We start from the raw sequence: 23,868 nt of genomic DNA, 5'->3' as shown, positions 1-23,868 counted from the left end.
CCTATGAACACTGAAAACCGCAAGCCTCTGCCCGGCACCGGCCTGGATTACTTCGACGCGCGTTCTGCGGTCGATGCGATCAAGCCCAATGCCTACGATACCTTACCGTATACCTCCCGTGTCTTTGCCGAAAACCTGGTGCGTCGTTGCGATCCTGCGACGCTGACCGATTCACTGCGGCAACTGATTGAACGAAAGCGTGACCTGGATTTTCCGTGGTTTCCTGCGCGCGTGGTGTGCCACGATATCCTGGGCCAGACCGCGCTCGTGGACCTGGCAGGGTTGCGCGAGGCCATTGCCAAACAAGGGGGCGATCCGGCCCAGATCAACCCGGTGGTCCCCACCCAGTTGATCGTGGACCATTCATTGGCTGTCGAATATGCCGGTTTTGAGAAGGACGCATTTGAAAAAAATCGGGCCGTCGAAGATCGCCGCAATGATGACCGCTTTCATTTTATTAATTGGACCAAGAAAGCATTCAAGAATGTCGACGTTATTCCGCCGGGCAACGGTATCATGCACCAGATCAATCTGGAGCGGATGTCGCCGGTCGTTCACAATCGTGATGGGATTGCTTTCCCTGATACCCTGGTCGGTACTGACAGCCATACGCCGCACGTAGATGCGCTGGGCGTGATCGCCATTGGCGTGGGTGGCCTGGAGGCCGAAAGCGTGATGCTGGGGCGCGCGTCCTGGATGCGTTTGCCGGACATTATCGGCGTTGAACTTACCGGGCAACTGCAGCCCGGCATCACCGCTACTGACCTGGTCCTGGCGTTGACCGAGTTTCTGCGCAGCCAGAAAGTGGTATCGTCGTACCTGGAATTTTATGGCGAAGGTGCGGCCCGCCTGACGCTGGGTGATCGCGCTACGATTTCGAATATGACGCCGGAGTATGGCGCCACCGCGGCGTTGTTTTACATCGACCAGCAAACGATTGATTACCTGAAGCTGACCGGTCGGGAGGATGCGCAGGTCAAGCTGGTGGAAACTTACGCCAAACAGGCTGGCCTGTGGGCCGATAGTTTGAAAACAGCGCAGTATGAGCGCGTACTGACATTCGATTTGTCATCCGTGGTGCGCAATATTGCCGGTCCATCCAATCCACACCGCCGCGTGTCTACCTCTGATCTGGCCAGCGCTGGTATTTCAGGTGTGGTTGAAAATGAGCCCGGCCTCATGCCCGATGGGGCGGTCATTATTGCGGCGATCACCAGTTGCACCAACACTAGCAACCCACGGAACGTGATCGCGGCCGGGCTGTTGGCGCGTAACGCCAACGCGCGAGGCCTGGTGCGCAAACCATGGGTCAAGTCATCGCTGGCGCCGGGTTCCAAGGCGGTCCAACTCTATCTGGAAGAAGCGAATCTGCTGACCGAACTGGAGAGGCTGGGCTTTGGCATTGTGGGCTTTGCCTGTACCACCTGTAATGGCATGAGTGGTGCCCTGGATCCTGTCATACAGCAGGAAATTATCGATCGCGATCTGTATGCGACTGCTGTTTTATCTGGCAACCGCAATTTCGACGGCCGTATCCATCCATACGCCAAGCAGGCTTTCCTGGCATCGCCCCCGCTGGTGGTGGCGTACGCCATTGCCGGTACCATCCGCTTTGACATTGAGAAAGACGTGCTGGGCACCGACCAGAACGGTCAGCCCGTTACGCTGAAGGATATCTGGCCCAGCGACGAGGAAATCGACGCTATTGTCGCCAGCAGTGTTAAACCCGAGCAATTTCGCAGCGTATACGAACCGATGTTTGCGCTTAGCGTGCGTGATGGCGAAGCGGTCAGTCCTTTGTATGACTGGCGCCCGCAGAGCACCTACATTCGCAGCCCGCCATACTGGGAAGGCGCGCTGGCAGGCGAGCGTGCACTCAAGGGCATGCGTCCGCTGGCGGTGCTGGGTGATAACATCACCACAGACCACCTGTCGCCGTCCAACGCCATCCTGCTCAACAGCGCTGCAGGCGAATACCTGGATAAGATGGGCCTGCCGCAAGAGGACTTCAACTCTTACGCAACGCATCGGGGCGATCATCTGACGGCGCAACGGGCCACCTTTGCCAATCCCAAGCTGCTCAATGAAATGGTGCAGGAAAACGGCGCTATCAAACAAGGCTCCCTGGCTCGCATTGAACCGGAAGGCAAGGTTGTGCGCATGTGGGAGGCCATCGAAACGTATATGGAACGCAAGCAGCCACTGATTATCGTGGCGGGGGCAGATTATGGCCAGGGTTCTTCGCGAGACTGGGCAGCCAAGGGTGTACGTCTTGCTGGTGTAGAGGCCATTGTTGCAGAAGGCTTTGAGCGCATCCACCGTACCAATCTTGTCGGTATGGGCGTATTGCCGCTGGAATTTAAACCCGGCGTTAATCGCCAGACGCTTAACATTGATGGTACGGAAACCTACGATGTGGTTGGAACGCCCGAACCAAGATCAACGCTCACACTTGTGATACTTCGCAAAAATGGTGAACGCCTGGAAGTGCCGGTTACCTGCCGTCTGGACACGGCCGAAGAAGTGTCCATCTATGAGGCCGGAGGCGTCTTGCAACGCTTTGCGCAGGACTTTATTGAATCGCCAGCGGCCAGCCAGGCACTATGACAGACATGGAACAAGCAATGACTCACGCACCACAGATGAAAATTGCCGCGACCTATATGCGCGGCGGCACCAGCAAAGGGGTTTTCTTTCGTTTGAATGATCTGCCCGAAGTTGCTCAGGCGCCCGGCGCCGCGCGCGACGCGATCTTGTTGCGCGTGATTGGCAGCCCGGATCCTTACGGCAAGCATACCGACGGTATGGGCGGGGCCACATCCAGCACCAGCAAGGTGGTCATCCTGTCCAAAAGCGAGCGCGCAGATCACGATGTAGACTACCTGTTCGGTCAGGTCTCCATTGACAAGCCGTTCATCGACTGGAGCGGCAACTGCGGTAACCTGTCGGCCGCCGTGGGACCGTATGCCATCAGCAATGGATTGATCGATGCCGACCGTATCCCGCAAAATGGCGTTGCCACTGTGCGCATATGGCAGGCCAATATCGGCAAGACCATCGTGTCGCATGTGCCTATCACCAATGCCCAGGTGCAGGAGACGGGCGATTTTGAGCTGGACGGGGTTACCTTTCCCGCAGCCGAAGTGCAGCTTGAGTTCCTGGATCCTGCTGCCGAAGAAGACGGTGCAGCAGGCGCCATGTTTCCAACCGGCAATCTGGTCGATGAACTGGACGTGCCCGGTGTCGGTAAGTTGCAGGCCACCATGATCAACGCAGGTATTCCTACTGTGTTTGTGAATGCCCTGGATATCGGCTTTACCGGCACAGAGCTGCAGGACGCGATTAATAGCGATGCCAAGGTGCTGGCCATGTTTGAGGCGATACGTGCTCATGGCGCACTGCGCATGGGGCTCATCGCAAATATCGAGGAAGCTGAACGCCGGCAGCACACGCCCAAGGTGGCTTTTGTGGGTCAGCCTGTCGACTACATCGCATCCAGCGGCAAGCAGGTTTCAGCCGGCAATATCGATCTTGTCGTACGCGCGCTTTCCATGGGGAAATTGCACCATGCGATGATGGGCACCGCCGCCGTGGCTATTGGTACGGCAGCGGCCATTCCCGGCACCCTGGTCAATCTGGCTGCCGGCGGGAGCGAGCGCCAGTCCGTGACTTTCGGCCATCTATCGGGCACGCTGCGGGTCGGTGCGCAAGCGATTGAAGAAGCCGGGCAGTGGACTGTGAAAAAAGTGATCATGAGCCGCAGCGCCCGCGTATTGATGGAAGGCTATGTCCGGATTCCTGTAGATACACTTTGAAAAGTGTACGAGAAAATTTAACTTTTAATACCCTCAAATAAAAAAGGATTTACTGCATGTCGACAAGAAAGCAACTCAGGTCACTCGTCGAAGCTCGCCGTGGCATTATCGTTCCAGGCGCATTCAATGCCTTGTCTGCCAAAGTCATTGCCGATCTTGGCTTTGAAGCCATCTACGTGACTGGCGCAGGCGTGACAAATATGTGGTTTGGCATGCCGGACCAGGGGTTCATGGGTTTGCACGAGATTGCCGAACACACGGCAAGGATTCGCGATGCGGTAGACGTGCCCTTGATTGTCGACGCCGATACGGGCTTTGGCAATGCGTTGAACGTTCGCCATACCGTGCGGGTTCTGGAGCGTGCGGGCGCCGATTGTATCCAGTTGGAAGATCAAGTTGCGCCCAAGCGCTGCGGTCATTTTTCAGGCAAAGAGGTGATATCTACCGAAGAAGCGGTCAGCAAGATCAAGGCTGCGGTCGATGCACGCCGCGATCCGGATTTTTTGATCATGGCACGCACCGATGCGGCAGCCACGCTCGGGTTTGAGGCGGCAATCGAGCGCGCCCAGAAGTTCGCCGAGGCCGGCGCCGACATTCTGTTTGTGGAAGCGGTAACAGAAGCCGAACAAGTACGTGCGCTCCCTCAGCGCCTTGCCAAACCCCAGCTTATGAACATGGTCATTGGCGGGCGCACGCCCATTTTCAATGCCGATCAACTTGCGGAACTTGGCTATGGCATCGTGCTGTATGCGAATGCTGCCCTGCAGGGTGCAGTAGCGGGCATGCAGAAAACACTGACGGTGCTGCGCGATGAGAAGGAAGTGCAAGAGTCCAGCGGGCTGGTGGCCTCTTTTGCAGAACGTCAACGGCTGGTTGGTAAACCGGAATGGGACGAGCTGGAAAGTCGCTACAGCTGAACTAGTCAGTTGGTATTGATTTGCGCAACGTTGTTTCAAGGCTCACGTGCGCTATCGGGTTGACGCCCCTGGCCGATATGGGGGCGCAACACCAACATAGTCCTTGAGTCATTGGCCCGGGTTGCGCTAAGCATATCCGGGCGTTTGCCATAACTCGGTATGTCGCCGCTTGCTATTGTCACAAGGCGACCAGCGCCATTATTTCAGCATCTGCGTGGATTTGCTTTTCTTCATCGTTGCGCTTGATCGGCAAAATACACCACCATTTTGAGATGCCGGTGTTCATCCACCACAAGCGTTTCATGACGGAAATACAGCCGTGTGTTATTGGTCGCCACGATAGATCGCATGGCACTGGCCGGCTTATCGTCCGGCTTTTGCCACCAGCGCCGAAAATCCGGCGACAACGCCTTTAATGCCTCGACCAAAGCGAGCATGGAGGGATCGTCTGGCGCCATGGCAAAATCGTAGCGAAATTGCGCCAGCAACTTTGGCGCGTCTTCACGCCAGGCGTAAAAGCGCCATCGCATGTCGGGATTGGCGAACACGATACGCAATATATTTCTCCGCTCATGTTCCTGCGAGCTGAAACCAAACAACTTATCGGCCGCGGCGTTCCAGGCAATGACATCCCAGCGCAGATTGATCACATAGGCGGGCCTTGTGACCAGATCATCCATTAATTGCTGGATGAGGGGGGAGACTGTGAGCAGATGATGCGCCTCGGGTGGGGGCGGTCGCTTGTGAGCCAAGAGAAACAGATGGCTGCATTCGGTGTCGTCAAGCTTGAGGGTATAGGCAACATTCAGCAGGAATTTTTCCGATACCTGGATGTCCCGTCCCTGTTCAAACCAGGTGTACCAAGTGAGTCCGACGCCGGCCAGTGCAGCGACTTCTTCTCGTCGCAGACCTGGCGTGCGGCGTCGTCCGTTATCGGGCAGACCAACGTCGGCCGGCGTCAGCTTATTGCGGTGTCGGATCAGGAACTCGGATAACTCGGTTTTGGTGCGATGCAGGCTTCGCTCGATCATGGCTATTGTCACCAGTAATAGGATAATTACTTAAATTGTAATGGGATTATTTTGCGCTGAAAATGTAGTTTCTGCAACAAACGCGGTAAACCTGGAGCTACTTGTGATTGCATTTGAAGATTCATCCCCCTTTTCTGAAAGACGTGCTGGTGTTCGAGAGTGGGTCGGACTCGCGTTGCTGGCCCTGCCGACCGTCTTGCTCGGCCTTGACCTGACGCTATTGCATTTGGTGTTGCCGGCACTGGCGATAGACCTGCGTCCGACAAGTACACAGGCACTTTGGATTATCGATGCCTATGGTTTCATGATTGCCGGTCTTCTTGTTTCAATGGGCACGCTGGGCGATCGCATCGGACGGCGTAAGCTTCTTATGGTGGGCGCAGCCGCCTTCGGCGCGGCTTCAGTCATGGCTGCCTGCTCAACGAGCGCTTCCATGTTGATTGTCGCGCGCGCATTGCTTGGCGTTGCAGGTGCGACCCTGATGCCCTCAACACTGGCGCTCATCAGCAATATGTTTACTCATCCACAGCAGCGCGCGCTGGCCATAGGCGTGTGGGCTACCATGTTTGCACTGGGCATGGCGGCCGGACCTGTGGTCGGTGGCGTGTTGCTGGAGCACTATGGGTGGGGAGCCGCCTTTCTGGTTGCACTGCCGTTTGTTGGGCTGTTGTTCATTGCTGCTCCGTTTCTCCTTCCTGAGTACAGTTCTCCGCAACAAGGGCGTCTGGACATACTCAGCGTGATTTTGTCCTTGCTCGCCTTGTTGCCCATTGTTTACGGCATCAAGCACATGTCCAAGGACGGGATCGATAGCATTGCCACGTTAGCGATGGCCAGTGGGCTATTGTTCGCGGCGCTTTTTGTCCGTCGCCAGCGCCGACTGGCCAGCCCCTTAGTTGACCTTGGTTTGTTCTCCAGCCAGGCATTCAATGTCGCCTTGGTCGTGCTTCTTGTCGGTCTGACCGGTGTCGGCGGGACCATGTTACTGGTTACCCAGTACTTGCAATTAGTGGTGGGGTTATCACCGTTGTCGGCAGGGCTATGGATGGGGCCGCCAGCGCTTGCCATGCTGGCGGCAGGCATTGCCGCACCCTTGTTTGCAAGGCGGATTCGCCCGGGGTATGTGATTACGGGGGCGTTGGGTTTGTCGGTCATTGGTTATCTGATGCTGACGCAACTGGATCATTCGCCGCACGGCGTTGCTGTGGTCACCGCGGCATTTTCGCTGGTCTATCTGGGTTTAGGCACCATCGCCGCGCTGGGAACAGAAATGGTAGTGGGTGCTGCGCCGGTTGAAAAGGCAGGTTCGGCCTCGGCCATGTCCGAAACGGTACAGGAACTTGGCCTGGCTGTGGGTATCGCCATACTAGGCAGCATGACGACTACCGTCTATCGCACCCGGATGGCCGATCAAGTGCCTGAAATGCTGTCCAGCGGTATTCGGGACGCGGTGTCAGATAGTCTTGCCGGAAGTATCGCTGTCTCGCGCCAATTGCCCGCTGGCTTGTTGGAACAGGCGCAGACGGCGTTCATGGCGGGGTTCAATGTGTCCGCTACAGTAAGCGCTGTCAGCATTGCCTGCCTGGCTGTGCTGGCGGCGATTAAGCTACGGCATATAACTGCAAGTTGTTGATGCAGATGTCTGAATCAAGGCTGAATGCGCGACTGAACCTCAATCGAAAGACCTATGTCAGTGGATGCTGCTATGGCGACACGGGTTGGGTTTGGTAACCAGATATATTCAACACCGCTTTTGTTGATTAACTCGGGCAAATGTGTTCGAATGACAACTGTGATTACGAAGTGTGGTCGCGTCAGTTCCTGTTTCTGTTTGCCGCCGGAGCATTGGCGGCACGTACCTGCAAAGAGGAGGTGTTTATGACTGCCCCTACACAGCGGCGACAGTCGTCATTGGCTAATGGCATTTATCAGTTATTCAATCCCATTCCATTCGGATTTTTCGTTGCGGCATTGATCTTTGACGTCGTGTATTTCCAGACTGCCGAAATGATGTGGAGTAAAAGCGCAGCATGGCTCATTACTATCGGCCTGTTCTTTGCCATCATTCCGCGCCTGATCAACCTGGTGCATGTGTGGATCCCGCGAGGCAGGGTTGTTCTTCCCGCTGAAAAGCTTGATTTTGGCCTCAATTTCATCGGCATCGTGGCTGCCATCATCAACGCTTTTATCCATAGCAGGGACGCGTATGCCGTCATGCCTTCAGGACTGATCCTGTCTGTCGTAACGGTCGCCTGCTTTGCCGTGGCTGCGATCGTTGCGTCCACCTTTTACGCAATCGGGAGGACGCACAATGTCTAAGGTCAAATGGGGCCTGCCCCTTGTTTTCGCGACCGGCTTCTTTCTGGCCGGGTGTAATGATAACGCGACAATGAAGCCCGATGAACAGCTCGGCGCCAACCCTACACTGCCCGAGCCGCGACATTTTTTCTCGCCGCCCATTCAAGTGCCTGACGGTGTAGGCTGGTCAGCAGATAAGCAGCCCGTTGTTGCCAGCGGTTTGGAAATTGAAAAAATCGCCAGTGATCTGCTGCATCCCCGACAACTTTATACGCTGCCCAACGGCGATGTCCTGGTTGTCGAAGCCAATTCGCCTGGTACAGCGCCTGTTACAACCCCAAAACAGTTTTTTAGCGGTATCGTCAAGGGACAATCCGGTAAGGGGGGCAAAGGCGGAAACCGAATCACCTTGCTGCGACAGACTGCTGGAACCGGTGAATGGGAAAAACATGTTTTTCTGGAGAATCTGGATTCCCCCTTTGGCGTTCAGCTAATCGGTAATGACTTGTATGTTGCCAATACCGGAAATATCATGAAATACCGCTATGAACCGGGGCAGACGCGCCTCACGGATCCCGGCACGGAGTTTACCGATTTGCCGGATACCGTCAACCACCATTGGACAAAGGCGCTGCTTGCCAGCGCCGATGGATCAAAACTTTACGTGGGTGTGGGCTCCAACAGCAATATCGGTGAGAATGGGCTGGCCATTGAGTATCGCCGCGCAACAGTGCTAGAGGTGGATGTCAATAGCGGCGCCTGCAGGATTTTTGCTTCCGGTCTGCGCAATCCCACGGGACTGGCCTTGGAGCCACAATCCGGAACACTCTGGGCAATCGTGAATGAACGGGACGAGATCGGGCCGGACCTGGTTCCGGACTATCTCACTTCAGTCAAGGAAGGCGGTTTTTACGGCTGGCCCTATAGCTACTTCGGCCAGCATCTTGATCCTAGAGTCAAGGCTCAGCGTCCCGACCTGGTCAGTAAGGCGATCGTGCCCGACTATTCCCTGGGCTCGCATGTCGCACCGCTGGGCGTGCATTTTTACACTGGTCAGGGTCTTCCGGAGAAATATCAGGGCGGTGCCTTTATCAGTGAACATGGAAGCTGGAACCGCTCGCCATTAAGCGGCTATCGGATCAGCTATGTGCCGTTCAGTGATGGCAAGCCGGCAGGCAAGGCAGAGGCGGTGGTCTCGGGCTTTTTGTCTGAAGACCAGAAGAACCTTTTTGGTTCACCGGTGGGCCTGACCCAGGCGAAGGACGGGGCGCTGCTCTTTGCCGATGACGTGGGCAATACTGTCTGGCGCGTTACGGCAGCCGGCCAGTAGGGTTTGTTCTTTGGGATTCGTGAGGGTCAATGGGCCCGGGTTACGCCTTGCGTACCCGGGCCTTTGCTCTCTATCTATCTTTTACAGTGGCCGGGTGCCAAGGTAATTTCAGTAATCGGTGTGGCATCGGCGCTGACGTACCGGTAAGTGATCTTGTTGCCAAGCCCCAGCAGGAATAAATAGGCCGTTTGGCTGCATAAGGTCTTGTCGATTTGCTGGCGTAGATAGCTTTCGTAATACACTTTTTCACCTGGCTGCCCTTGATAGCCGGCGAGCGTGATGTCATAGAGGATGTTGTGATCCGCGTAACTGATGTCGTCTATCCGAGTGGCCGGGTCCAGCATGATGGGTAGTTGCTGTTTTTGTGTGGCAATGACACTTGTGAGGACTTGCTCACTGTCTTGGGCATAAAGCGGACTTGTAAAAAAAGCTGCCAAATAGCAGCTAATCAAAAGCGTGCGCAGTGGGGATGTTTTCAATATAGCTCTCCTTTCTTTGCTGGGGCGACATCGCTTGTTTTCATTTGCGATGACGCCTGCGCAAGCCTAAGCTTGCTCTCTTTGGAACTGAAACTATTTCCAGCTGCGCCCATCAGGTGCGCCACATCCATAGGGTGGCAACTGGCCGGCAAATCTCGATTGCATTTTGCGACAGCCCCAGCTGCGCAACGGTGCTGGCATATAGCCATTTAACGCGATGCCGACCTCGTCATATGGGCTGTCGCTATGGGCGACGTACATGTACCAGCGTCCGCCAAACATAACGACGGCCCCGACAAGGACAACAATAAGAAGTTGAAGTATTTTTGTAATTTTGAGCATCCTAAGTAATGATGAGAGGGCGCTTGGCGCCTGATCCGTTTTTAAATTTCTGATGTCAGCAGGTTAAGCAACGATGCGAAGACAATCAGCATTGAGAACTAACGAAACAGTTGTAAAACCAGAGTTTTTCTGGGAGCCGAATTCTACCTTGTTCTACGCCGTGTTATGAGGTGTTTACTCAAATTGACCGAATTTGTTCAATCGCACTGGCTGTTGCATTTTATTCAATTGTGATCTTTCGCCAGTCAGTAATCTTGGGCTTGGTTGTCGGGCACTCATGATGAGAGGGCATCCGAGTCATAGAAAAAAATATTTTTCCTGCGGTGTAACCGAATCATCAACGCGGCCGAACTAACTAATGTGTCCGCTCAGGATGCACCTTATTTCAACCACAGGAGAAATTCATGTCCGCCAAATTTACGGTTACTTCGACCTTGCTTGCCAGCGCCGTTGCCGGCATCCTTGCTTCCACCGCCCATGCTGCGCCGCTGAGCAAGGCTGAAGCCGATGCAGCGGTCTCTGCAAAAAAGGAAAAATGCTACGGTGTTGCCCTGAAGGGCCAGAACGACTGCGCCGCCGGTCCTGGCACCACCTGCCAGGGCACCTCTACCAAGGATTTTCAGGGTAACGCCTGGAAGTTTGTTCAGGCAGGTACCTGCAGTAGCATCCAAATCCCAGGCGGTGGCCACGGTTCGACGATGCCCGGCAAGGCCTGATTTTAGCGGGCAGAGAGGGTGAACGTGTACCACTCCCCTATAGTCACGCCGGACGGCGCGCACCGCCATTCCCTTTTTGCTGGCGCGGCGCGCTTGCTGGCAGGTGTCAGTTTCAAGCATGAACATCTTGGCGCGATACAGGACGATGGCCTGGTCGATGCGTTCTTCGAAGTTCATGCGGAAAACTATATGGGAGCGGGCGGACCACCGCAGCGGGCATTAGCGGCCATAGGCCGGGATTATCCACTGTCCATTCATGGCGTTTGCATGTCGATTGGTGGCCCGCAAGCACTTGACCCTGTGCATCTGCGCCGGTTTGCCGACCTCGTTCGGCGCTGTGAGCCGGCATTGGTGTCAGAGCATCTGGCCTGGTCCTCTTATGGCAATACGTTCTACAACGATCTGCTGCCTTTGCCTTACACAACGCAAACGTTGCAAACGGTATGCGCGCACGTCGATCAGGTCCAGAGTGCGATTAACCGTCAGCTATTGATCGAGAACCCGGCGACGTACATTCGGTTCGCCTGCTCAGACATGAGCGAGACCCGTTTTTTGCACGAGGTTGCACGCCGCACCGGTTGTGGTCTTCTGCTGGATATCAACAACGTCTATGTTTCTGCGACCAACCACGGCTTTAGTGCACAGGCGTATCTTGCTGATTTTCCGCTAGATCGGGTGGGGCAAATCCATTTGGCCGGCCATAGCGTGCAGGAGGATGATGAAGGGCAGCCACTGCTTATTGATAGCCATGACGGTGAAGTGAGCCCTGCGGTATGGGACCTGTATGCGAATGTGATTGCCAGGACAGGACCCATTCCCACGCTGATCGAGTGGGACAGCAAGTTGCCGGCCTGGCCTGTGCTGAAAGCGCAAGGGCTGCGGGTCCGGGATTTCCTGATGGAATGCGCTACGCCGACGGCGCTCGAATCGCGTGAGCGGCATGACGGGGCCGGCCATGGTGTATGAATATGCACAAGCGTTCAGCCCCGGCTTGTTAAGGCCCGACTATCCCGTCCCTGAAACGATCACGGCAGGGGCAGGCAAGGGCGTGCAGAAGCGCTACAACGTTTATCGCAACAATGTGACGGTGAGTTTGATTGACTCACTGGCGGCCATCTACCCTGCAGTGCAGCGCATTACCGGTGCTGAGTTTTTCCGGGCGATGGCGCGCTTTTATGTGCGGGCTACGCCGCCAGGGTCACCGTTGTTATTCGAGTACGGACGCGATTTTCCTGCCTTTATCGAAGCCTATGAGTATGCCCAGGACATGCCCTGGCTGGCCGATACGGCACGCATCGAACGCGCCTGGCTTGATGCTTATCACGCGGCCGACAGGCCGGTGCTGACCGCGCAGGAACTGGCCGCGGTGCCCCCCAATGCACTGGCGCAGTTACGCTTTTGCGCGCATCCGGCCACCCGGGTTGTGCGTTCGATGTACCCGGCGGTAGCGATTTTTGTGATGAACAAGCGCGATGGACCGGTGTCTCCATTGAGATCGGGCGCGGCCGAAGATGCGCTGATCACGCGCCCCGAACAGGAGGTCATGGTCTCGCGCCTGCCCGCCGGCGGGGCTGTATTTCTCCTGGCATTGCTCGAAGGCATGCCGCTGGGCATGGCCGCAGACACCGCATTCGAACACGCTCGTGACTTTGATCTGCAGGCCAGCCTGGCCCAAATGATCACCACCGGCGTGTTCACCACCATTGAAATGGAGATTTGATCGCAATGTCAGAGCATCAACATGAGCCTGTTACTTTGCCGATGCGGCGTGCAGGTTTGTTCGCCAGGGCCGTCAGGCCGGTGCAATGGCTCGCGCAACCATGGCTGGTTCAGCTGCTGCTGCGCCTGGCCATTGCCGTGCCGTTTCTGAAGTCTGGGCTGCTTAAGTGGCAAGGGTTCTTGCAACTGAACGAGACGGCCGTTTATCTTTTCACCGATGAGTTCCGATTGCATCTGCCCGGCGGGCCGTATCCGTTTCCTGCGCCGGCATCAATTGCATTTCTGGCCGCGTGTGGCGAAGTTCTGTTGCCAGCATTGCTGATCCTGGGCCTTGGCACCCGATTGGCCGCGCTGGGTATTGTATTGATGACAATCGTAATTCAGTTAACTGTGCCGGAAGGCTGGCCCGTTCATCTGACCTGGGTGGCAATCGCCCTGGCCATTGCGGCCTGGGGGCCTGGGCGGGTTGCCATCGATTATTGGCTGGGTGACCGCAATCCCCGGTCTCGATGAGCATGCTGCGAACATGAGAACCCACGATCTGATCGCTGTGCTGGTGCAGAACCTTTCGCCGGTACAGGCAAATGCGGTAGGCAAGCGCTTGAGCCGGGCGCAACTGCAGGGGCTGACCGCAGGCTCCGTCGTGCTGGTCGGGGTGTTCGGCGTCAGCAGTGATATGCCGGAACAGATGCTGACGTCTGGGTTCTGGCTGCGGCTGGCGTTTCCCCTGGCCGTCATCGCCGCCGCTGTCAAACTGGTCGAGCGCCTGGTGCGGCCAGGAATGGCAGTGGCCTGGGCGTGGCTGATGACGATGTTGCCCATCGTCACAATGATGCTGGGGACGATTCTGTTCATTCTGACGGCACCGCCGGAATTCCGGTTGAAGCTGGTTTCCAGCACAAGCTTGTGGAGCACCACAATAGGCAATACTATGTTACTTTCCTTACCCTCCTTTATTGCCATGATCCATGCCATGAAAGGGCTTGCGCCGACCCGCCTTGCACTGTCCGGCGCTGCCGCGGGCTTGCTGGCCGGTGCGCAGGGCGTACTCATCTATGCATTGTATTGCCCGGACATGCCTGTGCCATACTGGAGCGCTTTGCAGATCGCGGCCATGTTTATGACAACTACTATCGGCGCTGCACTCGGCCCGATCTGCATAAGATGGTGAGGCCCGGCGTGCAAAGTGCAGCCCAAAGCACGAAAGCGCAGGAAACCGAACGCCAGCTCAAGGCGTTGTTTCTGGCCGGGCTCGACGGGGATACGCAGTGCTATCACGCTTTTCTGCAAGCCCTGGGAGGGAATCTGCGCGCTTTTCTGCGCAGGCGATTGAGCGATATCCCTGACGAAATTGAAGATATCGTGCAGGAAATTTTGATCGCGGTGCACAATGCTCGCCATACTTATTTGCCCGATCAGCCACTGACTGCCTGGACGTATGCCATCGCCCGCTACAAAATGGCCGACTATCTGCGCGGGCGCTATCGCTACGAGGCATGGAATGAGCCGCTGGACAGCCAACAGCAGGAACTCTTTGCAGAGTCCGATCAGGAGGCGGCGCAAGCGCGACGCGACGTGGACAAGCTGCTGTCCCAATTGCCGGATCGCTATCGCCTGCCTATTGTGCATGTCAAGCTAAAGGGCCTGACCGTGGCAGAGACTGCGCAATTGACCGGCCTGTCCGAATCGGCCGTTAAAGTCGGAATTCACAGGGGCCTGAAAGCACTGGCCGCCATAATACGAGGTACAACATGAAAACAGACGATCTGGTCGCACTGTTAACCAATAACGCGCAACCCGCGGACCAAACCATGGTGGCTCGCCGCTACAGCTGGGCGCTGGTGATTAGCGCTGTCGGCGCCGTTGTGCTGCTGTTGACCGGGTTTGGCGTCAGGCCGGACCTGCCGGTCATGCTGGGTACACCGCTGTTCTGGGCCAAGCTGGCATTTCCGGCTGTGATGGCCGTGGGCGCATTCCTGGTGATGGCGCGTCTTGCACGGCCGGGCGCACTCGTTGGCCGACGCTGGACGGCCATGGCGATACCCGTTGTTGCCGTGGTGGTCGCCGCTGTGCTGACGCTGGGGTTTGCACCGGCCTCGGAACGTCTGACGATGGTGCTGGGCGTCTCCTGGCGCAGTTGCCCATTTAACATTGCCTACCTGGCCGTCCCTGGCTTTATTGCCACCTTCTGGGCCATGAAAGGCATGGCGCCCACCCGCTTGCGTACTGCAGGCGCTGCCGCCGGGCTGCTATCGGGTGCCGTGGCAACGCTGATCTATTGTCTGCATTGCCCGGAAATGGAAGTGGCTTTCTGGGCTGTCTGGTACATCGCCGGCATGCTGATTCCGACTGTTATTGGCGCGCTGCTTGCTCCCAGGCTGCTGCGCTGGTAAATGGCACGGTATTTTGCCAAAGCGCCGTGGTGGTTAGGGTACAGGGGGATCTCACCATGGTTGATCGTCTCACAAACGACAGTGGGCTTACACTGCGTTCAGTCAGCTGTGTTCAGGTGTCGCCCTGGCCTCGGTCTCACGGCGGTGGTTCTTTGCGCGATGCTACTGTAATTACGCCTTCAATGACTGAAGGCTTGTCAGGATAAGGATTGCACTGAGCACCGCTGCGATGCTCAGAAAGCCAAATGCAGCCGCAAATCCTGTCGTTGCTGCAATAATGCCGGTTAACATTGCGCCGAGCCCAGTTCCCAAATCGAAGGTGACGTTCCACAAAACAGAGACCTGGGCCAAGCGGCTGTTGCCGGCGAGCCGGTAGGCGCATACCAGGGTTGCGCTTTGCATGCCTCCGTAGGAAACGCCCAGCAGGGTACTGCCAAGATAAAGCAAGGCCAGGTCCCAGGCCGCGCTTGATTCCAGTACCGACGCGCCAAGCACAGCCATGCCCAGGCAGCACGCCAAAGCCAGTCCGAAGATCAGGTACCGGGCAGGGTAGCGATCACTTAACGAGCCAAAGGCCCAGCGGGTAGGAGTTGCAAAGCCGGTCAGGCAGAGCAGCGCAATCGTGGCCGAGGCTGCATCAGCGGTAATCTGGCTGGCGAACGTCAGGATGGCGCCGCCGCTACTGGTCACAATCACGAGCGATAACAAGACAGGGGAGATGACCCGGAGGGTGGATTTGCCGTGCGTGATCGCGTGTGCGGCGGACGAATTTTGCGGGCTGGTGTGTTCATTAAGCAGACGGCCAAGGGAATGCGTCCAGTACAGGCCCAGTACGGGCAGGGTAGCGAACAGCGTAACTACGAGTTTGCCCAAATGCTGTTCAAGTATAGGCGCCGATGAGACAAGTACAAGTTGTGGCCCCGCCACCGCCAGGCCATAGATGCCAACGGCTGCGCCACGACGTGCCGCAGGCACAAGCAGTGCGATAGCGGTTGCGCCTCCTACGGTCAATATGCCAAAGCCGATGCCGCGCACCGCGCTTGAAAGCAGAATGACAGGCAGCTCAGAAGATGTCGCTTGCAATATGGCGGGGGCGCCCAGTGATAGTAACCCAGTGGCCAACACCGGGCCCCAGCCGAATCGCTTGAGCGCGCGGTTGACGGACAGTTGGGTCAGGATGGTGAAGGCCATCAGGATGGCCGTCACGCTGCCTGCAGCGGCTTCGCTGGCGCCGCCCCTGATTGCCCAGTCTGGGGACAGTGGCAGCAGGAGGCTGAAACTGCCGATCCCAAGTCCCACGACCAGCAGCAGCGAGGCAACCCCTGGGATTTGGAGTAGCTTTACGTTTTTATCGGTTTCTATCAAGTCGTTGCTCCATGCATGACCCGGTATTATAGCGAAGGGGTAGACATAACCGTGATTGCAAATGAATCAGTATTGGCCTGGCATCCATCGGCGTTCTGCATGCCATCACAAACGACATAGGATTCCAGGCAATGCAGACAGGGCGATATTGGGCGGTCAGAATGCGTAAACAGCTTGGCTCCGCTCACGCCGGCTTCCAAAACCAAAACCTATGCCTGGACTACCTTAAGTCAGGCACGGCACATGGCCGCTTGCCACACGAGCGTTCGAACCAGCCTGTCCACCAAATATTAATGTGTGACAGACTTGGAAAAAAGCTGAATGATCACAATGCCAAGTGCAATAAACAGCATGCCCACAATTGCCGGCAGATCAAGCCGCTGCTTGTAAAACAGGAACGACATAATCGAAACAAGAAAGATGCCCATGCCGCCCCAGATTGCATAGGCTATGCCGATGTTCATGGTTTTTACGACCTGCGACAGGCCATAGAAGGAAATAGCGTAGCCGATAACGACAACTATGCTCGGGCCTAATTGGGTGAATCCGTGAGATGCTTTCATCATCGTGGTGGCAAGGGTCTCGGCACAGATCGAGATGGCAAGAATAAGATAGATATTGAACATAAATCCTCAGGGAAAAGTGGGTCTGCAAATTATATAGTTTCACAATGACAGCAAATAGCATTGCTGCGATCTGTGCCAGGCCCGGGCCAATCCCTACCTGGCTGTGCGCGGGTTACAAAAAACGGACGATATGTTCGCGCAACCATTGATGAGAAGGGTCGCGATGGACGCGGTCGTGCCAGAGCATGAGCATTTCAAAGCCCGGTATCTCCAACGGAGGCGCAACAACCTGCAGCGCCGTGTTGTGCTTGATCAGCCGCGATGGGACCATTGCCACCAGATCGGTGTTGGCCAGGACTGCCTCAAGAAACAAAAAATGCGGCACCGACAGCGCAACGCGTCGTGTCAGGCCTTTCGCTGCCAGGGCCGTATCGGTCACGCCATGAAAGCCGCCATTGTCAGGTGACACAATCACATGGTCCAGCTTACAGAACTGCGTTACGGTGAGTGTGCGTTGTAGTGCTGGATGGCCAGTGCGCGCTGCCAGTACATAGCTTTCATTAAACAATGAACGGCGTCGCAGTTGCAACGGTGCTTCCGAGCTGATGTGAAACGCCAGATCAATGTGCGCCTGTTCTGCCTGGCTGGCCAGCGCCTGAGGATTGAGTGCCAGAATCGCCATGCGCGCATTGGGCGCCGCTGATCGCAACCCTGCCAGCGCCGGAAGCAAAATACTGGTTTCGCCATAGTCTGACGCTGCAACACGCCAGGTTTGGTGGCTCTGGGCCGGGTCAAACGGGCCGGACGGCGTCACCGCCTGCGTCAAGGCTTCGAGCGCCTGTCTTAGCGGCTGTCGCAGTTCGTCGGCGCGGGCGGTGGGTCGCATACCCCGTGGCCCGGGTAGTAATAACGGGTCGCCAAAGGCTTCCCGCAATCGGGCCAGCTGCAGGCTGACGGTGGGCTGGGCCAGGTGCAGGCGCTCGGCTGCCCGCGTGACATTATGTTCGGCCAGCAGGGCGTCCAGCGTAACCAGTAGATTAAGATCCAGACGCCGCAAGCAATTGTCCATGGAAATACCTGAAATTTTAAAAATTCATTTCTAATATACTGCATAAAAACGTATCGTAAGCGTATTCATTTACCAGAAAGGACTGCATCATGAATGTGCTTGTCGTTTATGCGCACCCCGAGCCCCGTTCGCTGAACGGGTCAATAAAAAATTTCATTGTCCAGCGGCTGGAGCATGCTGGTCATACGGTTAAGGTTTCGGATCTGTATGCAATGCAGTGGAAGAGCGCATTGGATCCCCAGGATAATCGCTCACCGACACCGGGCGCGCGCTTTGATCCTTCTTTAGATTCCCAGCAGGCGTTCGTGAACGGTACGCAGAGCCTCGACATCGAACAGGAGCAAAACAAGTTGCTGTGGGCCGATACGGTTATTCTGCAATTTCCGCTTTGGTGGTATTCCATGCCGGCGATTCTCAAGGGCTGGGTCGACCGCGTCTATGCCTACGGTTTTGCCTACGGAGTGGGGGAGCACTCGGACACGCATTGGGGGGACCGCTTCGGAGAAGGGCTGCTGGCCGGCAAACGCGCCATGCTGGTGGTAACGGCGGGTGGTTGGGCATCGCACTACGAGCCGCGCGGCATTAACGGGCCGATCAATGACATCCTGTTTCCCATCCAGCACGGTATCCTGTTTTATCCAGGCTTTGACGTGCTGCCGCCGCATGTGATCTACCGCACGGGCAAGATCGATACCGGGGCGTTTGCCAAGGTGTGCAATGAACTCGGACAGCGGCTGGATACGCTTTGGACAACAGCGCCCATTGCGTTTCGCAAGCAGAACGCCGGAGACTATCATATCCCGCAATTGACGCTGCGCCCAGAGCTGGCCCAGGGACAAGCCGGTTTCGCTGTTCACGTTTCACCTCCGGATGAAAAGGCCTTGCCGCAACAACGGGCAGTGATTGATCAACATGATCTTTTGCCCGCCGAGCAAAACGCGCTAGACGCTTAATGTTACGCATATTCGCTCTTAAATCGTTAAAGAGTAAGACACCCGGATTCAGGTGTCTTGCTGGTTTTTTTTGTTGCGAATCATCCATGTAGAAAATAAAAGTGGCCAAAACCGGGGCGTTCTACGATTACAAAATCACGTATTTAATGATGCTCTGTAATGACCTTCCCTTTGAAAGCGCGAAGAATGAAGGCGCTAGACTTGTAAACCCATCTTCAAAGGAAGGTATATGACGAAAAGATTGACTCGCTCGCTGTTTCTGGTTGCCACTTTTTCCGGCGTCGCCGCACTGGCTGGCTGCGCAGGCAGCGGCTATGATTCCGGAGCTTCAACCGCAGCGGACACCAGTGCGCAAGCGCCCATGACATCCGGTTCGCCAACAACTGATTCTATGCAAACTGCGCCAGCGCCAACGACTCAGTCCACGCCAACCGCACCCGCGCCCACGGCACAACCCTGAAATGTCTCGCGCAAGACCAATCGCAGCGTCTGACGATAGTAATATCCGTTAGTGCTCAACGCGTTATTGCGCATGATATTTGATCGAGATATGGCGCCCTGTGCCATATCTCGTGACCTCCGAATGCCCGGCTCACGTGAGCTCTCGAGACATCCCTGTGCTCAGTTCAGTCTCTCGGTTCGGTCTGTTAGTGCAATCGACCAATACTCATCGTTCAAAGCAAAATAATCATCAGCCAACACCGGGCAATCGGCTCCGGCAAAAGGGCGTTGCACTCGTTGTTCCTTACTTTTAGCTATTTGCGTGCGATTGTGCCAGATGCCATTGCTGCCGGCCTGTTGCAGACCGCATCGCTGTTTGGCGTGTTTTCTGGTTTGTCATTTCCCCTTTTTGACTATTCCCATGGTTTTTACAGCATCTCTTTGACGAGAATTCAAAAATTTCAATCGTAATTGCTGCCTGACGCTCGGCGGACTGATGCGCTGGGGCCACGCGAAGCCGGTAAGGATGTAAACTTGACCCCACGCTACTGATTTGCACCGGTTATGCCGGTCCCTGTCCACTTCGTCCGATTCAAGGAAGGCTATGAACTCGCCCAAACGTCTGCGCTCAGCAAACATCACACAAGGCCCGGCGCGTGCGCCAAACCGCTCCATGTATTACGCTCTGGGATACAAGGAAGAAGACTTCGTCAAGCCCATGGTTGGCGTAGCCAATGGTTATAGCACCATCACACCCTGTAACAGCGGCTTGCAGAAACTGGCCGATGCGGCGATTGAGGCCATCGAGTCCTCGGGGGGCAATGCTCAGGTATTTGGCACGCCCACCATTTCCGATGGCATGGCCATGGGGACCGAAGGAATGAAATATTCGCTGGTTTCGCGCGAAGTCATTGCCGACTGCGTGGAAACTTGCGTGCAAGGCCAGTGGATGGACGGTGTAGTGGTTATTGGTGGCTGCGACAAGAACATGCCCGGCGGCATGATGGGCATGCTGCGGGCCAACGTGCCTTCCATTTATGTGTACGGCGGCACGATTTTGCCAGGGCGCCTGAACAATAAAGATTTGAATATTGTCAGCGTTTTCGAGGCCGTAGGCGAGAACGCAGCGGGCCGCATGAGCGACGAGCAACTGCGGCAGATTGAGTTGCATGCCATTCCGGGCCCGGGATCTTGCGGCGGCATGTATACCGCCAATACCATGAGCTCCGCGTTCGAAGCCATGGGCATGAGTCTGCCATATTCGTCGACCATGGCCAATGTGCACGATGAAAAAACCAATTCCGCCAGCGAATCGGCCCGGGTGCTGCTCAAGGCGATTGAGCAGGATCTGAAGCCGCGCGATATCGTCACCCGCCAGTCGATCGAAAATGCGGTCAGCGTCATCATGGCGACCGGCGGGTCTACCAATGCCGTACTGCATATGCTGGCCATTGCCCATGCCGCCGATGTTGACTGGACCATTGACGACTTCGAGCGCGTGCGTCAGCGGGTCCCCGTCATTTGCGATCTGAAGCCCAGCGGGCACTTCCTGGCAGTGGATTTTCACAAGGCGGGTGGGGTGCAGCAAGTCATGAAGATTCTGCTCAATGCAGGGCTGATCAACGGCGACTGCATCACGATTACCGGTCAGACGATTGCTCAGACGCTTGAAAACGTGCCGGATACGCCCGCAGCAGACCAACAGGTGATCAAGACCATCGAGCAGGCTTTGTACAAGCAGGGACATCTGGCCATCCTCAAAGGTAATCTGTCGCCTGATGGTGCAGTGGCCAAAATAACCGGCCTGAAGAACCCGGTCATTACTGGCCCGGCGCGCGTGTTCGATGATGAACAATCTGCACTGCAAGCCATTCTGGATGGCAAGATCAAGGCAGGCGACGTGATGGTGCTGCGTTACCTTGGCCCCAAGGGCGGCCCGGGTATGCCGGAAATGCTGGCTCCCACGGGGGCATTGATTGGTGCGGGCCTGGGCGATTCGGTCGGCCTGATCACCGACGGCCGATTCTCGGGCGGGACCTGGGGAATGGTGGTGGGCCACGTGACGCCGGAAGCTGCCGTTGGCGGGACTATTGCCCTGGTTCAGGAAGGCGACGCCATCACGATCGATGCGCACCAACTGTTATTACAGTTGAATGTACCCGAGACAGATATTGATGCTCGGCGGGCAAAGTGGACAGCGCCCAAACCCCGTTACCTGCGCGGCGTTCAGGCCAAGTTTGCGTTCAATGCGTCGCCTGCAAGCACGGGCGCGGTGCTGGACAAGTTCTGAGCAGGCACTGAGTGTAGCCAGGGCTTGCGACCCTGGCTGGTTTGGCGTGGCGATGTGGTGCTGTTGGGACGGGCGCGGCCAATGTGGTCGGGCAGCGGCAAAGCTTCTTTAGCAAAGCATTTGTCGCCAACCCACCTGTAGCCAAGGCTCGGTCTTGTGCCAGGATCCATGCATGCCCCATGCTTGAGCAGTGGACGGGTGTATATTGAGCATTCGTGAGGACACATTTTCCTCGTGTACACTTCCAAAACATCAACAATTTCAGAGGTCACACCATGAGTGCCCTGGCACATGCGATCAATGCCTTTGCCCCCACGGATGGGGATCACATCACGCCTATTCCATCGCTCACGTTCCATCGCCGCCATTCGCCTACTGAGCCGCTGCATTGCATCTATGGCTTTGGCCTGGGTGTGGTCGCGCAAGGCGCCAAGCAGGTCACGCTTGTAGACAGGGTGGTTGAGTATGGGCCCAGCCAGTGCCTGCTGGCGACCATCGATCTGCCGGTGCTGTCACGCGTAACTCAGGCCAGCTCGCGAGAGCCCTATCTTGGTTTGATGCTGGCGCTGGATGCGCATTCAATTGTGCAAATTGCAGCTGAAATGCAATTGCTTCGGCCGGCCAAGGACACTGCGTGCCAACCCGTGACGGTACAAAAGCTGGATAATGCGCTGGCCGATGCCCTGATCCGCATGGTCAACCTGCTGAACGAGCCTGCGCTGGCGCCGCGCCTGGCGCCTTTAATTCAACAGGAAATCACGATCCGGCTGCTGACCGGCCCGCATGGCCCGCAGTTGCTGCATTTGGTGGCGGCCGGCTCGCCCAGCCAGAAAATCGCCAAGGCCGTGGCCTGGCTCAAACAGAATTACACGCAACCGATGAATGCCGATGAGCTGGCGGCCCGTGCGGGAATGAGTTCGTCGACATTCCGACACCATTTTCGCGCCATTACCGGCATGAGCCCGTTGCAATTTCAAAAGCAATTGCGCCTGCAGCAAGCCCGGCAATTGATGCTCAACCAGAATCTGGATGCCGGCCATGTCGGTGGACTGGTCGGGTATGAAAGCGCATCGCAATTTAATCGCGAATACAGTCGCCTTTTTGGCGCGCCGCCCCAGCGCGACGTCAGGCGTATGAGAGTAAGCACAAGCCAGTCTTCACAGTAAGGCGGCTGCATCCGGCTCGGGTGAATTCTATGGCAATTGTCATTGCAGACGAGGCCCGGGTTGTATGTCATATGCGATTGTCAAATGTCTGCATTCAATTTCGGGCAATAAAGGCAATAAGGGCATTATCGACGACACCCCGCCATGCCTTTGCAGGGCAACCCAAGGGGCTGCGAACTCAACGATGCCTGGCCGGTTCAGCGAATTAGGCAAACATTACGGAGAATTGGGCAATTTGCCGGGTTCTTCCGAACTTATAATGGCCTGACATCATAGGCAGTTTGCCTGTTCTGGCACTGGATCCAGGTGCGAGCCAACGCCTGACGCATCGCTTGTTACGCCGATCCTGGAGCAAAGGCGGCCGGGCACCGATGGTCTGTTCGGCACGTGAGGATCAGCGATGTGCCCAATCCTGTTGTATTCCCTTCTCAATTCTTCCTCCTTCGATGCAAGTCGTTGCGAATTCCTGATGCAGTTTAATTACGGAGAGCTATCTCATCATGAGTATCCTCAATATCAATGGCAGTGACCATACAGTTGATGTCGATCCTGGTACGCCGGTTCTTTGGGCGTTGCGCGATGCGCTGGATATGACCGGAACGAAATTCGGCTGCGGCGCGGCGCTGTGCGGCGCCTGTACCGTGCATCTGGACGGCCAGGCCATCCGTTCCTGTGTCACGCCCATCTCGGCCGTCCAGGGGAAAAAAATCACAACCATCGAAGCGATCACTGACGGCAGCGACCCGGTTGGCGCCGCTGTACATGCAGCGTGGGTCAAGCATGATGTGGCGCAATGCGGCTATTGCCAAAGTGGCCAGATTATGAGCGCGACCGCTTTTCTCAAAAGCAGACCAAAGGGCAGCCAGCCTACTGTCGATGAAATTGACGCAGCTATGGCCGGCAATATCTGCCGCTGCGGCACCTATACACGCATTCGCGCTGCCATTGCCGATGCTGCCCAAACCCTTGCCTGAACGG

The 23,868-nt window shown here is 56.4% G+C and carries 23 protein-coding genes; 18 read left to right on the top strand and 5 right to left on the bottom strand.

Annotation, left to right across the window (positions count from 1 at the left end):
• Window positions 1–3: 3 nt before the first annotated feature.
• Genes acnD through EV681_RS21510 form a run of 3 tightly spaced genes read left to right on the top strand, consistent with a single transcriptional unit; the run spans window position 4 to window position 4,732 of the window.
• Window positions 4–2,607 (top strand): Fe/S-dependent 2-methylisocitrate dehydratase AcnD, encoded by a 2,604-nt coding sequence (gene acnD, locus EV681_RS21520; RefSeq protein WP_128396549.1) that lies wholly within the window; start codon window positions 4–6, stop codon window positions 2,605–2,607.
• Window positions 2,608–2,624: 17 nt separating this feature from the next.
• Window positions 2,625–3,815: a 2-methylaconitate cis-trans isomerase PrpF gene (gene prpF, locus EV681_RS21515; RefSeq protein ID WP_130305197.1), complete on the top strand. Its 1,191-nt coding sequence runs from the start codon at window positions 2,625–2,627 to the stop codon at window positions 3,813–3,815.
• A gap of 56 nt (window positions 3,816–3,871) precedes the next feature.
• Window positions 3,872–4,732: an isocitrate lyase/PEP mutase family protein gene (locus EV681_RS21510; RefSeq protein ID WP_128396547.1), complete on the top strand. Its 861-nt coding sequence runs from the start codon at window positions 3,872–3,874 to the stop codon at window positions 4,730–4,732.
• Window positions 4,733–4,962: 230 nt separating this feature from the next.
• On the opposite strand, the gene EV681_RS21505 is transcribed toward EV681_RS21510, so the two are convergent.
• A complete protein-coding gene (locus tag EV681_RS21505; RefSeq protein ID WP_130305196.1) occupies window positions 4,963–5,763 on the bottom strand; it encodes a helix-turn-helix transcriptional regulator in 801 nt (266 codons plus the stop codon).
• Between the two features lie 103 nt (window positions 5,764–5,866).
• On the opposite strand from EV681_RS21505, the gene EV681_RS21500 reads away from it, so the two are divergent.
• From EV681_RS21500 to EV681_RS21490, 3 genes are all read left to right on the top strand, one after another.
• Window positions 5,867–7,396 (top strand): MFS transporter, encoded by a 1,530-nt coding sequence (locus EV681_RS21500; protein WP_242612355.1) that lies wholly within the window; start codon window positions 5,867–5,869, stop codon window positions 7,394–7,396.
• 245 nt (window positions 7,397–7,641) lie between these two features.
• Window positions 7,642–8,082, top strand: coding sequence for a DUF2231 domain-containing protein (locus EV681_RS21495; protein ID WP_128396544.1), 441 nt, complete (start codon window positions 7,642–7,644; stop codon window positions 8,080–8,082).
• Complete coding sequence (locus EV681_RS21490) at window positions 8,075–9,391, top strand: PQQ-dependent sugar dehydrogenase (protein WP_130305194.1); 1,317 nt, start codon at window positions 8,075–8,077, stop codon at window positions 9,389–9,391. The genes EV681_RS21495 and EV681_RS21490 overlap by 8 nt, the downstream gene beginning before the upstream one ends.
• A 74-nt stretch (window positions 9,392–9,465) precedes the next feature.
• Here the strand turns inward: EV681_RS21490 and EV681_RS21485 are convergent, their stop codons facing one another.
• A complete protein-coding gene (locus EV681_RS21485) occupies window positions 9,466–9,870 on the bottom strand; it encodes a hypothetical protein (protein ID WP_128396542.1) in 405 nt (134 codons plus the stop codon).
• 746 nt (window positions 9,871–10,616) lie between these two features.
• On the opposite strand from EV681_RS21485, the gene EV681_RS21475 reads away from it, so the two are divergent.
• Genes EV681_RS21475 through EV681_RS21445 form a run of 7 tightly spaced genes read left to right on the top strand, consistent with a single transcriptional unit; the run spans window position 10,617 to window position 15,040 of the window.
• A complete protein-coding gene (locus tag EV681_RS21475; protein WP_128396541.1) occupies window positions 10,617–10,928 on the top strand; it encodes a BufA1 family periplasmic bufferin-type metallophore in 312 nt (103 codons plus the stop codon).
• Window positions 10,929–10,952: 24 nt separating this feature from the next.
• Complete coding sequence (gene bufB, locus EV681_RS21470; protein ID WP_130305193.1) at window positions 10,953–11,894, top strand: MNIO family bufferin maturase; 942 nt, start codon at window positions 10,953–10,955, stop codon at window positions 11,892–11,894.
• On the top strand, window positions 11,869–12,648 hold the full coding sequence (locus EV681_RS21465; protein WP_130305250.1) for an HvfC/BufC N-terminal domain-containing protein: 780 nt from the start codon (window positions 11,869–11,871) through the stop codon (window positions 12,646–12,648). The genes bufB and EV681_RS21465 overlap by 26 nt, the downstream gene beginning before the upstream one ends.
• A 41-nt stretch (window positions 12,649–12,689) precedes the next feature.
• A complete protein-coding gene (locus EV681_RS21460) occupies window positions 12,690–13,160 on the top strand; it encodes a DoxX family protein (RefSeq protein ID WP_242612359.1) in 471 nt (156 codons plus the stop codon).
• A gap of 13 nt (window positions 13,161–13,173) precedes the next feature.
• Complete coding sequence (locus tag EV681_RS21455) at window positions 13,174–13,818, top strand: DUF1109 domain-containing protein (RefSeq protein ID WP_130305191.1); 645 nt, start codon at window positions 13,174–13,176, stop codon at window positions 13,816–13,818.
• Entirely contained in the window at window positions 13,812–14,402 is a 591-nt protein-coding gene (locus EV681_RS21450; protein WP_128396538.1) for a sigma-70 family RNA polymerase sigma factor, read from the top strand. Before EV681_RS21455 ends, EV681_RS21450 begins: the two co-directional genes overlap by 7 nt.
• Window positions 14,399–15,040 (top strand): DUF1109 domain-containing protein, encoded by a 642-nt coding sequence (locus EV681_RS21445; protein ID WP_130305190.1) that lies wholly within the window; start codon window positions 14,399–14,401, stop codon window positions 15,038–15,040. Before EV681_RS21450 ends, EV681_RS21445 begins: the two co-directional genes overlap by 4 nt.
• A gap of 171 nt (window positions 15,041–15,211) precedes the next feature.
• On the opposite strand, the gene EV681_RS21440 is transcribed toward EV681_RS21445, so the two are convergent.
• The 3 genes from EV681_RS21440 to EV681_RS21430 form a co-directional block, all read right to left on the bottom strand.
• Window positions 15,212–16,405 (bottom strand): MFS transporter, encoded by a 1,194-nt coding sequence (locus EV681_RS21440; protein WP_165393169.1) that lies wholly within the window; start codon window positions 16,403–16,405, stop codon window positions 15,212–15,214.
• A 290-nt stretch (window positions 16,406–16,695) separates the two neighbouring features.
• A complete protein-coding gene (locus tag EV681_RS21435) occupies window positions 16,696–17,031 on the bottom strand; it encodes a DMT family transporter (RefSeq protein WP_128396535.1) in 336 nt (111 codons plus the stop codon).
• A 112-nt stretch (window positions 17,032–17,143) separates the two neighbouring features.
• Window positions 17,144–18,040 carry a LysR family transcriptional regulator gene (locus EV681_RS21430; protein WP_130305188.1) on the bottom strand — a complete coding sequence of 299 codons (897 nt, stop codon included), beginning with the start codon at window positions 18,038–18,040 and terminating at the stop codon, window positions 17,144–17,146.
• An 89-nt stretch (window positions 18,041–18,129) separates the two neighbouring features.
• Here EV681_RS21430 and EV681_RS21425 point away from each other — a divergent pair, with 89 nt between their 5' ends.
• The 5 genes from EV681_RS21425 (at window position 18,130) to EV681_RS21405 (ending at window position 23,864) form a co-directional block, all read left to right on the top strand.
• Window positions 18,130–18,993 (top strand): NAD(P)H-dependent oxidoreductase, encoded by an 864-nt coding sequence (locus tag EV681_RS21425; protein WP_128396533.1) that lies wholly within the window; start codon window positions 18,130–18,132, stop codon window positions 18,991–18,993.
• 229 nt (window positions 18,994–19,222) lie between these two features.
• Window positions 19,223–19,453, top strand: coding sequence for a hypothetical protein (locus tag EV681_RS21420; RefSeq protein ID WP_014751851.1), 231 nt, complete (start codon window positions 19,223–19,225; stop codon window positions 19,451–19,453).
• Between the two features lie 585 nt (window positions 19,454–20,038).
• Entirely contained in the window at window positions 20,039–21,724 is a 1,686-nt protein-coding gene (ilvD, locus tag EV681_RS21415) for a dihydroxy-acid dehydratase (protein WP_130305187.1), read from the top strand.
• 275 nt (window positions 21,725–21,999) lie between these two features.
• Window positions 22,000–22,890, top strand: a complete 891-nt coding sequence (locus EV681_RS21410; RefSeq protein ID WP_128396531.1) for an AraC family transcriptional regulator — start codon at window positions 22,000–22,002, stop codon at window positions 22,888–22,890.
• Between the two features lie 500 nt (window positions 22,891–23,390).
• Window positions 23,391–23,864, top strand: a complete 474-nt coding sequence (locus tag EV681_RS21405; protein WP_128396530.1) for a (2Fe-2S)-binding protein — start codon at window positions 23,391–23,393, stop codon at window positions 23,862–23,864.
• Window positions 23,865–23,868 lie beyond the last annotated feature (4 nt).

Source organism: Advenella incenata (genome assembly GCF_004217095.1).
GTDB lineage: Bacteria > Pseudomonadota > Gammaproteobacteria > Burkholderiales > Burkholderiaceae_B > Advenella > Advenella incenata.
This window is presented reverse-complemented; position numbering and strand designations above follow the sequence as displayed.

Excerpts from the sequence above, each read along its gene's own strand:
- ilvD (WP_130305187.1), top strand. The coding sequence starts at position 20,039 with ATGAACTCGCCCAAACGTCTGCGCTCAGCAAACATCACACAAGGCCCG.
- EV681_RS21410 (WP_128396531.1), top strand. The coding sequence starts at position 22,000 with ATGAGTGCCCTGGCACATGCGATCAATGCCTTTGCCCCCACGGATGGG.
- EV681_RS21495 (WP_128396544.1), top strand. The coding sequence starts at position 7,642 with ATGACTGCCCCTACACAGCGGCGACAGTCGTCATTGGCTAATGGCATT.
- EV681_RS21455 (WP_130305191.1), top strand. The coding sequence starts at position 13,174 with ATGAGAACCCACGATCTGATCGCTGTGCTGGTGCAGAACCTTTCGCCG.
- EV681_RS21430 (WP_130305188.1), bottom strand. The coding sequence starts at position 18,040 with ATGGACAATTGCTTGCGGCGTCTGGATCTTAATCTACTGGTTACGCTG.
- EV681_RS21450 (WP_128396538.1), top strand. The coding sequence starts at position 13,812 with ATGGTGAGGCCCGGCGTGCAAAGTGCAGCCCAAAGCACGAAAGCGCAG.
- EV681_RS21420 (WP_014751851.1), top strand. The coding sequence starts at position 19,223 with ATGACGAAAAGATTGACTCGCTCGCTGTTTCTGGTTGCCACTTTTTCC.
- EV681_RS21445 (WP_130305190.1), top strand. The coding sequence starts at position 14,399 with ATGAAAACAGACGATCTGGTCGCACTGTTAACCAATAACGCGCAACCC.
- acnD (WP_128396549.1), top strand. The coding sequence starts at position 4 with ATGAACACTGAAAACCGCAAGCCTCTGCCCGGCACCGGCCTGGATTAC.
- prpF (WP_130305197.1), top strand. The coding sequence starts at position 2,625 with ATGACTCACGCACCACAGATGAAAATTGCCGCGACCTATATGCGCGGC.
- EV681_RS21490 (WP_130305194.1), top strand. The coding sequence starts at position 8,075 with ATGTCTAAGGTCAAATGGGGCCTGCCCCTTGTTTTCGCGACCGGCTTC.
- EV681_RS21435 (WP_128396535.1), bottom strand. The coding sequence starts at position 17,031 with ATGTTCAATATCTATCTTATTCTTGCCATCTCGATCTGTGCCGAGACC.
- EV681_RS21505 (WP_130305196.1), bottom strand. The coding sequence starts at position 5,763 with ATGATCGAGCGAAGCCTGCATCGCACCAAAACCGAGTTATCCGAGTTC.
- EV681_RS21425 (WP_128396533.1), top strand. The coding sequence starts at position 18,130 with ATGAATGTGCTTGTCGTTTATGCGCACCCCGAGCCCCGTTCGCTGAAC.
- EV681_RS21460 (WP_242612359.1), top strand. The coding sequence starts at position 12,690 with ATGCGGCGTGCAGGTTTGTTCGCCAGGGCCGTCAGGCCGGTGCAATGG.
- EV681_RS21465 (WP_130305250.1), top strand. The coding sequence starts at position 11,869 with ATGACGGGGCCGGCCATGGTGTATGAATATGCACAAGCGTTCAGCCCC.
- EV681_RS21475 (WP_128396541.1), top strand. The coding sequence starts at position 10,617 with ATGTCCGCCAAATTTACGGTTACTTCGACCTTGCTTGCCAGCGCCGTT.
- EV681_RS21510 (WP_128396547.1), top strand. The coding sequence starts at position 3,872 with ATGTCGACAAGAAAGCAACTCAGGTCACTCGTCGAAGCTCGCCGTGGC.
- EV681_RS21405 (WP_128396530.1), top strand. The coding sequence starts at position 23,391 with ATGAGTATCCTCAATATCAATGGCAGTGACCATACAGTTGATGTCGAT.